Source organism: Erythrobacter sp. WG (assembly GCF_026586795.1).
In the GTDB taxonomy this organism is placed as follows: domain Bacteria; phylum Pseudomonadota; class Alphaproteobacteria; order Sphingomonadales; family Sphingomonadaceae; genus Erythrobacter.
Window position 1 is genome coordinate 1 of the sequence record NZ_JAPFGY010000049.1, and the last position, 11003, is coordinate 11003.

The 11003-nt window shown below is 71.2% G+C and carries 14 protein-coding genes; 3 read left to right on the forward strand and 11 right to left on the reverse strand.

What is annotated here, in order from left to right; genetic code table 11:
• From OPU67_RS16035 to OPU67_RS16045, 3 genes are all read left to right on the forward strand, one after another.
• The coding region (locus tag OPU67_RS16035) for a GNAT family N-acetyltransferase (RefSeq protein WP_267621431.1) at positions 1-624 on the forward strand (624 nt) is incomplete at its 5' end.
• On the forward strand, positions 617-2140 hold the full coding sequence (locus OPU67_RS16040; RefSeq protein WP_267621433.1) for a lipopolysaccharide biosynthesis protein: 1524 nt from the start codon (positions 617-619) through the stop codon (positions 2138-2140). The genes OPU67_RS16035 and OPU67_RS16040, both read left to right, overlap by 8 nt.
• A 42-nt stretch (positions 2141-2182) precedes the next feature.
• Complete coding sequence (locus OPU67_RS16045; RefSeq protein ID WP_267621435.1) at positions 2183-3055, forward strand: alpha/beta fold hydrolase; 873 nt, start codon at positions 2183-2185, stop codon at positions 3053-3055.
• A gap of 42 nt (positions 3056-3097) precedes the next feature.
• Here the strand turns inward: OPU67_RS16045 and OPU67_RS16050 are convergent, their stop codons facing one another.
• The 11 genes from OPU67_RS16050 to OPU67_RS16100 all read right to left on the reverse strand — a co-directional run.
• Entirely contained in the window at positions 3098-3463 is a 366-nt protein-coding gene (locus OPU67_RS16050) for a hypothetical protein (RefSeq protein WP_267621437.1), read from the reverse strand.
• A 12-nt stretch (positions 3464-3475) separates the two neighbouring features.
• Positions 3476-4933, reverse strand: coding sequence for a flagellar filament capping protein FliD (fliD, locus tag OPU67_RS16055; protein ID WP_267621438.1), 1458 nt, complete (start codon positions 4931-4933; stop codon positions 3476-3478).
• A 30-nt stretch (positions 4934-4963) separates the two neighbouring features.
• Positions 4964-6100 carry an EscU/YscU/HrcU family type III secretion system export apparatus switch protein gene (locus OPU67_RS16060; protein ID WP_267621440.1) on the reverse strand — a complete coding sequence of 379 codons (1137 nt, stop codon included), beginning with the start codon at positions 6098-6100 and terminating at the stop codon, positions 4964-4966.
• 1 nt (position 6101) lies between these two features.
• Entirely contained in the window at positions 6102-6887 is a 786-nt protein-coding gene (locus OPU67_RS16065) for a flagellar biosynthetic protein FliR (protein WP_267621442.1), read from the reverse strand.
• Between the two features lie 10 nt (positions 6888-6897).
• Positions 6898-7170, reverse strand: a complete 273-nt coding sequence (locus tag OPU67_RS16070; protein ID WP_267621444.1) for a flagellar biosynthetic protein FliQ — start codon at positions 7168-7170, stop codon at positions 6898-6900.
• Positions 7170-7997, reverse strand: a complete 828-nt coding sequence (fliP, locus tag OPU67_RS16075; protein WP_420709038.1) for a flagellar type III secretion system pore protein FliP — start codon at positions 7995-7997, stop codon at positions 7170-7172. The genes OPU67_RS16070 and fliP overlap by 1 nt, the downstream gene beginning before the upstream one ends.
• On the reverse strand, positions 7997-8287 hold the full coding sequence (locus OPU67_RS16080; protein WP_267621446.1) for a flagellar biosynthetic protein FliO: 291 nt from the start codon (positions 8285-8287) through the stop codon (positions 7997-7999). The genes fliP and OPU67_RS16080 overlap by 1 nt, the downstream gene beginning before the upstream one ends.
• Positions 8288-8297: 10 nt before the next feature.
• On the reverse strand, positions 8298-8714 hold the full coding sequence (locus tag OPU67_RS16085; protein ID WP_267621448.1) for a FliM/FliN family flagellar motor switch protein: 417 nt from the start codon (positions 8712-8714) through the stop codon (positions 8298-8300).
• Positions 8711-9691: a flagellar motor switch protein FliM gene (locus tag OPU67_RS16090; RefSeq protein WP_267621450.1), complete on the reverse strand. Its 981-nt coding sequence runs from the start codon at positions 9689-9691 to the stop codon at positions 8711-8713. The genes OPU67_RS16085 and OPU67_RS16090 overlap by 4 nt, the downstream gene beginning before the upstream one ends.
• Positions 9688-10287 carry a flagellar basal body-associated FliL family protein gene (locus OPU67_RS16095; RefSeq protein WP_267621452.1) on the reverse strand — a complete coding sequence of 200 codons (600 nt, stop codon included), beginning with the start codon at positions 10285-10287 and terminating at the stop codon, positions 9688-9690. The genes OPU67_RS16090 and OPU67_RS16095 overlap by 4 nt, the downstream gene beginning before the upstream one ends.
• Before the next feature lie 34 nt (positions 10288-10321).
• A partial coding sequence (locus tag OPU67_RS16100) for a hypothetical protein (RefSeq protein ID WP_267621454.1) occupies positions 10322-11003 on the reverse strand: 682 nt, incomplete at its 5' end.

The window sequence follows — 11003 nt, forward strand, 5'->3', positions numbered from 1 at the left end:
CGCGCCGCCGGCTGGCCGCGCGCCTCCACCGCCAAGCGCATCCGCCGCATGGAGCGACGCCTCGAAAGCCTCGGCACCGCGACCTGGCAGCACGTGCGCGGCAGCGACTGGAACGAGGCCATCCTCGCCGAGCTCGGCGCGGTCGAGGCGGCGAGCTGGATCGCGACCGACACCGACGGCAGCGGCGCCAAGTTCCTGACCCCGGCCCAGCGCGCCCAGTGGCAAGCGGCGCTCGCCGACCCGGTGCTCGCCGACATGCTCTGCACCACGATCCTGCGGCTCGATGGCCGCGCGGTGGCCTTCACCTTCGATTGCGACGACGGCCCGGTGCAATACGGGATCGCCGGGAGCTACGTCGCCGATCTCGCCCGCTACGAGATCGGCAAGCTCGCCAACTATCGGACCCTCGCCGATTGCATCGCCGATCGCCAGGACGTGCTCGACATGGGCGCGGGCGACAGCGGCTACAAGCGCGAGATGGGCGCGGTTGCGGGCTACCGGCTCGTCGACCTGCTGTTCGTGCGTCACCCCGCCGCCGCGCGGCTGCTGGAGCGCGCATGGGGCCCGCCCGCTCCCGCGCCTGCCCACGCCGCCGCGCCCGAGGGGATCGCCGCGCATGGCTGACGCTCCGGACACGGGCCCTGCCGCCCCCTCGCTCGCCTCGCAGGTGCGCACCGCGGTGATCTGGCGCTCGGGCAGCCAGATCGGCACGCAGATCGTCTCCTGGGCCTCGACCCTGATCGTCATCCGCCTGCTCGCCCCGCAGGACTACGGCCTGTTCGCGATGGCGCAGGTCATGCTCACGCTGCTCGCCACGATGAACGGCTGGGGCCTCGCCAGCGCGCTGATCCGCGAGGCCGAAGTCAGCGAGCAGCGGCTGCGCCAGGCGCTGGGGATGCTCATGCTGCTGAACGGCGGGCTGGCGCTGATCCAGTTCCTCACCGCCCCGCTGGTCGCGCTGTGGTTCGGCCAGCCGCTGGTCGCCGACCTGCTGCGGGTGCAATCGCTGATCTATCTCACCGTCCCGTTCTGCGCCCTGCCCTATGCGATGCTCTCGCGCCGCATGGACTTCCGCCGGACCGCGCAGGTCAAGCTCGTCTCGGCGGTGGCCGGGGCGGGAACCGCGCTGGTCGGCGCCTTCGGTGGCTGGGGGGTGTGGACACTGGTCTGCGCCCCGCTGGTGATGTACGTCACCGAAGCGATCGGCATGACCCGGGCCGCGTGCGCGCCGATCCGCCCCTCCTTCCGCTTCGAGGGCGCCGGGCACATCGCCGGCTTCGGCGGAGTGATGACCGCCACCCAGCTGTTCTGGTTCGTGCAGAGCCAGTCCGACGTGATGATCGCGGGCCGCGTGCTCGATCCGCACGATCTGGGCGTCTACACCACCGGGCTGTTCCTCGCCCAGCTGCTCGCCGCCAAGTTCGTGCCGCCGATCAACGAGGTCGCCTTCGCCGCCTATTCGCGCCAGCAGGCGAGCCTCGAGGGCGACAGCGGCGCGGGCGCGCTGCTGGCGACGATCCGGCTGGTGATGCTGGTCGCACTGCCGGGCTATGCCGGGATGGCCGCCGTCGCGCCGGTGTTGGTGCCGGTGGTGCTGGGCGAGCAATGGCACGAGATTGTCCCGCTGCTGCCGATCTTCTGCCTGGCGATGGCGATGATGACGCTCCAGATCCTCTTCGCCCCCGCCACCAATGCGCGCGGGGTGCCCTTCGCGGCGCTCCGGATCACGATGATCGGCTCGGTGGTGATGTCCAGCGCCTTCTTCGTCGGCTCGCACTGGGGGCTCGAGGGCTTCGCCTGGGGCTGGGTCGGCGGGATGGCGGTGCTGACCTGCGCGACGGTGGTGCTGTCGGGCGGCATCATCGGCCTCAGGCTCGACGGGTTGGCCCGCGCGCTGGTGCCGCCGCTTGCCGCCGCATTGGTGATGGCGGCGCTGGTGCGGGGCGTGCTCGACCTGCTGCCGCCCGGGCTCCTGCCGCTGGCGGCGCTGGCGGTGTGCGTGCTGATCGGCATCGGCCTCTATCTCGGCCTGCTCAAGCTGATCGCGCCCGACCGCATCGCCGAGGCGCTGCGCTTCATCCGCAACCGCGGCGATGGCGATGGCGAGGGCGAGGCCGCGATGCCCGCCCCGGCGGAATAGCGCGCGATTGACTCGAGCGCGCGAAACGGGTTCCTCGCCGCGATGACTGCGCCCCGCCCCGCTCCCGCAACCCGCTTCTTCCCTGTCGAGGGCACCGCCCTTGCCGCCCACTACTGGCCGGCCGAGGGCGGCGCGGTCCCGCTGGTCTTCGCCCATGCGACCGGGTTCCACGGCCGCGTCTGGGACGAGGTGATCGCCCGCCTGCCCGCCCATCCCGCCTGGGCGCTCGACCTGCGCGGGCACGGGCGGACCGGCGGCGGGCCGATCGACGACTGGCGCATCCTGGCGCGCGATGTCGCCGCCGTCATGGCCGAGGCCGGGCTGGCCGGCGCGGTCGGTGTCGGCCACTCGATGGGCGCGCACACGCTGCTTCAGGTCGCGGCCGACCATCCCGCCCTGCTGCGCCGCCTCGTCCTGTTCGATCCGGTGATCCTCGCGCCCGATTACTACGCCCAGCCGATGGCGATCGGGCAGGAGAACCGCCACCCCGCCGCCCGCCGCAAGCGCGACTTCCCGGACGCGGAGGCGATGATCGCGCGGTTCCGGACGCGCGATCCCTACGATCTGTTCGACCGCCAAGTGTTCGAGGACTATTGCCGCCACGGCCTCGTCCCCGCCGCCTCGGGCGAGGGGATGGAGCTCGCCTGCACGCCGGAAACCGAGGCGAGCATCTACGAATCGAGCCGCAGCAATCCCGGCATCCTCGATGCCGCGCGGCAGGTGGACATCCCGGTGCTGGTGGTGCGCGCGCAGCACACCACGCTCCACGATTTCAAGAGCTCGCCGACCTGGCCCGAACTGGCGGGGACGATGCCGCAGGGAGTGGACCTTTACCGGCCCGACATGACCCACTTCCACCCCTTCCAGGACCCGGCGGACGCTGCGCGGATCATCGCGGATTTCATCGCCGCCTGACGCCCCCGGCGGCAATGTTTCACGTGAAACATTGCCCCTGCATCACCCCGCTGCGCGCAGCAGGTCCATGATATCGCTGCGGATTCTCTCCAGCTCGGCGGCGCGGGGCTGTAGGATATTGGCACCCACCTGCGCCGCCAGCCCGCCGTAGAAGGCCTTGAGACTGTCGCGCAGCGGATGCTCCGAAGCGACCGACTGGGCCAGCCACAGCATGATCGTCTGGGCCCGGTTCAAGGCCTCGCTAGGGGGGGGCGAAGCCCGGTCAAGCGCGATCAACGCCTGGCCGAGCGCGGCGCAAGCCTCCTCGAGACAGATCCTGGTGAGGTCTGCGCTACCCGAAGCCTCGACCCGCGCCTCGAGCGCGACGCGGCGATAGGCGGCGGCCGGGTTGCGGGCGAGCATCTGCATCACGCGTCTCCCTTACCGGTCCCGCGCCGACCAGATGTCGACCTGTTGGCGCAGGAACTGCAATGTCGACTGCGAGGCCGCAACGCGCCGTTCGGACGCCGTGAAATCGCGCGTCAGGCGCAGCCGCAGGGCTTCCTGCTCTTCGGCAATCCGGGCGAGGCGATCGTCGCTCGAGGCCATCTGTGTCTCGTACCGCTTGAGCGATCCGCCAAGCGAGCCGGGATCGGTGATCAGGCTGTTTTCGCGGGCGAAGCGGTCCATCGTGGAAAACACGCCGTTGATGCCGACGGTGAACATCGCCGCGACAGCTTCGGGGTTGGTTTCGAGCGAACGGTTGAGCCGCGCCGTATCGAGCCGGAAAGTCCCGTCGCGGTTGACCGCAAGGCCAAGGTCACCCAGCGTGCGCGGCTCGGTCCCGGTCGCTCCGGGCATGACCACGCGGCCCGCAAGGCCCGCCAGATCCCGGCGCAATTCGCGCGCGCCGGGATCATTGCCCAGCTCGCCTCCCACCGGCGCGGCGAGATCATTGAGCTGGCCGACAATGTCATTCAGCGCGGAAACGAAATCGTTCATCACCCCGGACACAGCAGCAGTGTTGTTGCCAAAGCTCAGCGTGGTGGGCGCGCCGGTGTTGGTTGCCGTGAGGTTCAGGGCAAATCCGCCCGGCAGGCCGGTGACCCGATTGGTCGGGCTGGTCATTTCCACCGTGTCGATCCGGAAGGTGGCATCACGGGCTGTCTGGCGCAAAAGGCCTGTATCGCCTGCGGGCGACCAGCCGAAATATTCGAGATCGCCCGCTGCCGCGCCGCCGCCCTGACCGGTCGCTTCCAGGACAAAGCCGCTCGCTGCGCCTTCCCTGCCCTTCATCACCAGCTGCGCCCCGCCGGTGCCGGTGGCGACATAGGCGGTCACGGCGCCATTGCTGGCACTGGTGATCTTGGTGGCAAGGCTGGCGAGGGTATCGGTATCGGTGACGGTGATGTCGATGGCCGCCTGCGCCCCGTCGGGCGTGAAGGTGGTGGTGGTCGCGCCGCCGGTGGTGGTGCTGGCGATGGTGCCGAAGCGCAGGGTGAGGGTGCCCTGACCCACCAGGTCGGCGGCGCTGGCGAGCGGACGGCTCAGCAAGGTCTGGCTCTGGGCGAGCTGCGTGACTTCGAGGCTGAAATTGCCGCTCGGCGAAAGGCCGGCGGGCACGGTGACCTGTGCGACGGCGGGGTTGGCAAGCTGCGGCCTAGCGGCAAGATCGCCCGTGCGCACCCGATCGCCCAGCGCGCTGGCGAGCCCGGTGATCGCCCCGCGCAGCTGGCTGACTGCCGAAATCTGCGCCTCGAGCGTGCTCTTGCGCGCGGTCAGCTGGTCGCGCTTCGCTGCGAAGGTCGCAGCGGAGATGTCGGCAGCCAGCTTGATGAAATCAACACCGCTGCCCGCGCCAAGCGCCGAGATGATCGAGGAGCCGGAGGTCGTGGTCATGACAGCGAGGACGGTGAGAAGGGCGAAAGTTTAAGCATCGCTGTCCGGCCTTCCATCGCCATCGAACCGCAGCGCTTCGGGCACCTGAACAACCGGGCGGCGCGGGCGTTGGCCGCGCTTCAGCGCCATCACGAAGGCCACCAGCGCGGCGAGCGCGACATACAGCTCCTCGCGCACCATCTGGTTCGGGCGCGTGGTGAAATAGACCGCACGGGCCAGCTGCGGATATTCCAGCACCGGCAGGCCTTGCTCTGCCGCGATCTCGCGCATGGCGAGCGCGGTTTCGCCCCGGCCCTTGGCGAGCAGCAGCGGGGCCGGCGCGCGGGCCGGATCATAGGTCAGCGCCACCGCGAAATGCAGCGGGTTGACGATCACGAACTGCGCGTCCTTCATCGCCTTGGCCACGCCTCCGCGCGCCAGATCGCGCTGGCGCTGGCGGCGGGCGGATTTCATTTCGGGCGAGCCTTCGGCCTCCTTCTGCTCCTCGCGGATCTCCTGGAAGCTCATCTTGAGGCGCTTTTCGCGCTGGAAGCGTTGCAGCGGATAATCGACCGCCGCGATGACGACGAGGCCGAGGATGAGCGCGCCGACCAGCGAGGTGATCGCCTCGGTGGCGCGGGCGAGCTGCGCCTCGAGCGGAAGCGTGCCGAGCGCCAGCAGCTCGGGGAGCCGCCCCTGCGCCCAGAACCACGCGATGGCTCCGAGCAGGGCGAGCTTGAGCAGGCCCTTGCCGAGTTCGATCAGCCCCTGCCAGCCGAGGATCCGCTTGAGCCCGGCGAGCGGGTTGATGCGCGAAGGCTTGAAGGCGGCGCTCGCGGCGTTGAAGCGCCCCTCGCCGAGCAGCATCTGCGAAGCGGCGGCGGCGGCCGCAGCGGCAAGGCCCAGCAGCAGCACCGGCGGCAGCACCACGCGTGCGGCGGCGGCGGCGACCTCTCCGGGCGCGAATGCATCGAGCCCCGCGCGGTCGAAGGTCAGCGCGGTGCGGGCGATGGTGTCGAGCCCTGCGGTCAGCCAGTGCCCCAGTCCCAGCAGCGCCAGCGCCCCCGCGCCGGTCGCGGCGGCGGTGGCAAGCTCCTTCGAGCGCAGGACATCGCCCTTCTTCGCCGCATCGGCGCGGCGCTTAGGGGTGGCGTCGAAGGTCTTCTCGCCGGGGGTCTCCTCGGCCATGTCAGGGCGCCCCGATCAGCAGCGCGACCTGATCGAGCGTGGCGGCGAGCACATCCCTGAGCTGCCCGACCATGACCGGGACGGTGACGATCAGCGCCGCGATCCCCGCCAGCACCCCGGCGGGAAGGCCCAGCGCGAAGAGATTGAGCGCGGGTGCCGAACGGGCGAGCAGGCCCGTGAGGATCTGCACCAGCAGCAGCACCAGCACCACCGGCAGGGCGATGGCGGCGGCAGCGGCAAGACCGTAGCCGAAGAACAGGACGAGGCTTTCCGCCTGCCATGCCGCAAAGGCGGAAGGCCCGGCGGGGAGCAGGCGGTAGCTCTCGATCAGGAGCTCGAACCACAACAGATGCGCGCCGGTGGCGTAGAACAGCAGGCTGAGGACAAGGCCGAGGAAGGTGCCCAGCGCCCCGCTCTGCGCGCCGCTCGCCGGATCGATGGCGGTGGCGATGGCGAGGCCCATGGTGCCCGCGATCTGCTCGGCGGCGACGAGCGGGACGGCGAAGGCGAGCTGGAGGACGAAGCCGAGCATCAACCCGATCGCGATTTCCTGAAGCACCGCCAGCATCGCGGCGAGGCTCGCCATCGCCGGCAGCGGCGGCACCGGCACCCAGGCGGCGACGAAGTGGCCGAGCACGAGCGACAGCAGGATGCGCAAGGGCGCCGGGACCGACACCGCGCCGATCATCGGCGCGGCCAGCAGCGCGGCGCCGCAGCGGATCGACAGGAACAGGATCTGCCACAGCTGCGCCTCGATGCTGGCGAAGCCGAAGTCGAGGACGTTCATGCGCCCGCCCTCACGCAGACAGCGCGGCGACCTGCGCCATGATCTCGCGGGTGAAATCGGCGAGCAACCCCATCATCGCCGCGCCCAGCACCACGAAGACCAGCGCGGTGATGGCGAGCTTGGGGATGAAGGAAAGCGTCTGTTCGTTCACCGAGGTCGCCGCCTGGATGATCCCGACGACGAGGCCGACGACCAGCGCCGCGATCAGCACGGGCCCGGCGATCAGCGCGGTCACCCACAGCGTCCGGTCGGCGAGCGCGAGGAGGGCGGTATCCTCGGGCATCAACTGAAACTCATGACGAGGGAGCCCATCAGCAGCGCCCAGCCATCGACCAGCACGAACAGCAAGAGCTTGAAGGGCAGCGAGATGATCGATGGGCTGAGCATCATCATCCCCAGGCTCATCAGCACGCTCGCCACGACGAGGTCGATGACGAGGAAGGGCAGGAAGATCATGAAGCCGATCTGGAAGGCGGTCTCCAATTCGCTGGTGACGAAGGCGGGCAGCAGGATCGAGAAGGGCACGTCCTTGCCGCTCTCGAACTTGCCGCCGCCTGCAATGTCGGTGAACATGGCGAGATTCGCCTCGCGGGTCTGGCGCAGCATGAAGGTGTGGAAGGCCTCGCCCGCCTTGCCGATCGCAGCATCGGCGGTGATCGCGTCGGCGGCATAGGGCTGGATCGCCTGCACGTTCACGGCATCGAGAGTCGGGGCCATGACGAACAGCGAAAGGAACAGCGCCAGCCCCGCCAGCACCTGCCCGGGCGGCGATCCCTGCAAGCCGATCGCCTGCCTGAGGATCGCGAGCACCACGAGGATGCGCAGGAAGCTCGTCATCATCAGCACCAGCGCGGGCAGGATGGTGAGGAGGCCCATCACCACCAGCAGCTGGAGCGAGAGGCTCAGGGGCGTGTCATCGCCCGCGCCCTTGTCGCCCAGCGCCCGCTCCACCGCCGCGCCGATCCCGGCCTTGACCGGATCGGGCGCGGGCATGGCGGCGGGCGCGGCAGCCGCAGGCGCGGCGGCCTCGGCGATGGCGGGCGCGAGGGCAAACATGGTTAACGCGGCAAGGCACACGAGCGCCATGCGGAGCCATGCAAGGCGCATCATCAGATCGACTCCGGCAGGATCGCAGCTTCAGCGGGTGCCTCGCCCAGCCGCACCAGCCCCTGCCGGGTGCAGCCCAGCAGGATCTCGCGGTCGCGGAAGCGCACCACCGCCAGCTTGATGCCGGGGGCGAGGAAGCTTGTCTCGACGAGCTGGAGCCGGCGCGTGCCTCCTGCGGCGCCGGGTGCCGTGCCGAGCCGGGTCTGGAGCCAGCGGGTCAGCCACAGGCTCCCCCAGATCAGCCCCGCCAGCAGCGGCAGCAGCAGCGCGAGGCGCAGGAGGTATTCGAGCACCGGGCGCGCCCTACTTCAGGAGTTCGTCGAGGTTGAAGGGATCGGGATCGACCTCGGGCGCGGCCGCCGGTGCGGTCTCGGCAAGTGGCGCGGGCTCTGGCGCCGCGGCAGGCGCGGCGGGGGCATAGCCGGGCGCGGGCGCCGCCATGCCCGGCGGCGGGGGCACGTCCTGCCCGTCCTCGCCCACCAGGCTGACGATGCGCAGGGCAAAGCGGCCCTTTTCGGCCACCACCTCCCCGCGCGCGATGACCCTTCCGTTGGCGGTCACGTCGAGCAGCTCGTCGGTGAGGCGATCGAGCGTCACGGTGCTCCCCTCGCCCAGCATCAGGACGTCGCGCAGCGGCATCTCGGCACGGCCGAGCTCCACCGACAGGCGCACGGCGACATCGCCGAAGCGGGAGAAGGCAGCGGGTTGGAAAGCGTTCATGACCGGGCACCTTGCTGAGCGGACGGGACGGAAGCGGAAGCGGAAGCGGAAGGGGAAGCGGGAAAGCGGGTCAGGCGGATCGCCATGTGATCGGCGGCCGTGCCGACACTGCCGTGGGCGAGCACCGTCTCTCCCACCAGCAGCGGCACCTGCCGGCCCATAGCGAGCGGGATCGTGTCGCCGGGGGCGAGGGTCTGGAGCCGGGCGAGCGAGAGGTCGAATTCGGCGAGCACCACGTGGAGCGGCAGCGGCACCTCGGCGAAGGGCGCGGCAAGGCCGGTGGCGGGCTGGCGCGGACCACGGCTGCGCGCCGTCCGCCGCCCGCCGCCGGGCAGCAGGCGGGCGAACCGCTCCGCCGCCAGCGCGAGGCTGGCGCGCCACGTGCAGCCCTGGCGGTTGGCAATCGTCAGGGTGACGAACAGCGCCTCGGCGTCGAGCGCGAAGGGCTTCAGCCGCGCCGCGCTTTCGCTGCGCACGATGACCTCGCCGCGCGTGGTGGCCGCGCCGGCGGGGGGCGGCATATCGCCATGGCTGGCGCGGGTGAGCGCCGCCGCGATCATCGTCGCCGCCTCCTCGACCAGCAGCGCGGCCGAGCGCGGCAGCACCTCGGGCACGCTGCCCGCCATGCGCCCGTCGCCGCCGAAGCTGCGGTCGGTGAGCGCGATGGCGGTGGCGAAGTCGAAGCTGAGCAGCGCGGTCTCGCCGGTCGCGCCGACGCGGATCAGGCTGTTCGCCGCCGTCTGCCCGATGCGCCGCAGCGCATCGGCACCGCTGAGCGGCTCGGGCTCGGCGATTGCGACATCGAGCCGGTCGCCCGACAGCAGCGCCGAGAGATCGTCGGCGAGCAGCCGCGCCAGATCGCGGCGCCATGCCGCCACGAGCGCGTTGCGTTCCTCGGGGCGCGGCCCGCGGCTGGTCAGCTCGGGGCAATGCACCGCCGCAGCGCGGACCGGCGCGAAATCGTGCGACAGCCTCATTGGACCAGGAACCCCCGGAAGTGCACAGCGTCGATCCCGCCGAAGCCTTCCTTCTCCTCGAGCACCTGGTTGATCGCCTTGGTCAGGCGCCCGGCGAGGCGCTTCTTGCCCTCGACACTGTAGGCCTCGGCCTCCGTGGTGGCGGCCAGCTGGGCAAGCAGCGCCGAGCGGATCGCCAGCTCGTGGGTCTTGACCCATTGCAGCACCCGCCCGTCGCGGCGGGTCGAGACCGCCAGTTCGACCTGCACCAGCCCGGCCGAATCCGAAAGGTTGGAGGTGAAGCTGTCGGCGAAGGAATAGTAGGCGGTGCGATACTTGCTGCCGCCTTCGCCATAGACGAGCGCGGGGGCGTCCTTGTCCTCCTTGCCGGCGCCGGCGAAGGGATAGGGATCGGCTTCGTTCTTCAGCACGAGCTTGGGCTCGTCGGGTTCATGGCTCTTCTCCATGCCGGGGATGAGGCCCATGGCGAAGGCGCCGTAGGCCCCGCCCGCGCCGAGGCCGAGCAGCAGCACTGCGCCGAGGACGAGCTTGATCGCCCCGCCCTTGGCCTTGCCGCCGCCCTCGGCCGCTTCCCCCTTGTCCTTGCCCTTGGCCACCGTGTCAGCTCCCTCGATGTCTCATCCGCGCCGGTCAGGCGAACAGCCCGCCCGAAGGCGGGGCCTGGCCGCCGGAACCGCCCTCCTCCGCCTCGGCGCGGGCCGCGAGGGCGGCGGCGGTCGAGGGGCGGCGGTGGTCCGGCGCAGCCTCGCCGTCTCGCGAGCCGGAATGCCCGAGGTATGGTTGCGAGCCCCCTTGCCCCCCACTAGGGGATGACCCGGAGCGATGCTCGCCGCCGGTGCCGTGCGACGCGGAATTCTGCCCGCCGAACAGGCCGCTGTCGGACGCGGCTGCCGCTGGGGACACGGCCGCCACGGCGCGCTCGGCGAGGGCCGCCTGGATGGCGGGCACGAAGCCGGGGTCGCGGCTGGCGAGCACCGCGCGCCAGCCCTCGCCGCTGCCGCCGGGCGCCTCGAGCCGCACCGCGACCGCGCCGAATTCGGCATGGTTGAGCACCATTGCCGGCCGCGCGGACCGCAGCGCCTCGCGCAGGTCGCCGACCTGCTCGATCGTCGACGCCTGACGGGTTGGAGGGGGCGCGGAGTCGGGTGTGGGACTTGGCGCGGGCGTCGGGGTATCGGCCGGCGCGGCTGCGGCGAGGAGCGTTGCGGGCGCGGGCTGCGCAGGCGCAGCGGCGGGAGCGAGCGCTGCCGGAGGAGATGTCGCAGGGGACGACGCCGGGGCCGTGGCGCCGTCCCCTGCGGCCGTCTCCGGC

What these genes read in the sequence shown, in the direction of transcription:
- OPU67_RS16090 (WP_267621450.1), bottom strand. Translation starts at nt 9,691, where the DNA reads ATGAGGCTGTCGCACGATTTCGCGCCGGTCCGCGCTGCGGCGGTGCAT.
- OPU67_RS16045 (WP_267621435.1), top strand. Translation starts at nt 2,183, where the DNA reads ATGACTGCGCCCCGCCCCGCTCCCGCAACCCGCTTCTTCCCTGTCGAG.
- fliD (WP_267621438.1), bottom strand. Translation starts at nt 4,933, where the DNA reads ATGACCACGACCTCCGGCTCCTCGATCATCTCGGCGCTTGGCGCGGGC.
- OPU67_RS16065 (WP_267621442.1), bottom strand. Translation starts at nt 6,887, where the DNA reads ATGAACGTCCTCGACTTCGGCTTCGCCAGCATCGAGGCGCAGCTGTGG.
- OPU67_RS16050 (WP_267621437.1), bottom strand. Translation starts at nt 3,463, where the DNA reads ATGCAGATGCTCGCCCGCAACCCGGCCGCCGCCTATCGCCGCGTCGCG.
- OPU67_RS16060 (WP_267621440.1), bottom strand. Translation starts at nt 6,100, where the DNA reads ATGGCCGAGGAGACCCCCGGCGAGAAGACCTTCGACGCCACCCCTAAG.
- OPU67_RS16040 (WP_267621433.1), top strand. Translation starts at nt 617, where the DNA reads ATGGCTGACGCTCCGGACACGGGCCCTGCCGCCCCCTCGCTCGCCTCG.
- OPU67_RS16085 (WP_267621448.1), bottom strand. Translation starts at nt 8,714, where the DNA reads ATGAACGCTTTCCAACCCGCTGCCTTCTCCCGCTTCGGCGATGTCGCC.
- fliP (WP_420709038.1), bottom strand. Translation starts at nt 7,997, where the DNA reads ATGATGCGCCTTGCATGGCTCCGCATGGCGCTCGTGTGCCTTGCCGCG.
- OPU67_RS16070 (WP_267621444.1), bottom strand. Translation starts at nt 7,170, where the DNA reads ATGCCCGAGGATACCGCCCTCCTCGCGCTCGCCGACCGGACGCTGTGG.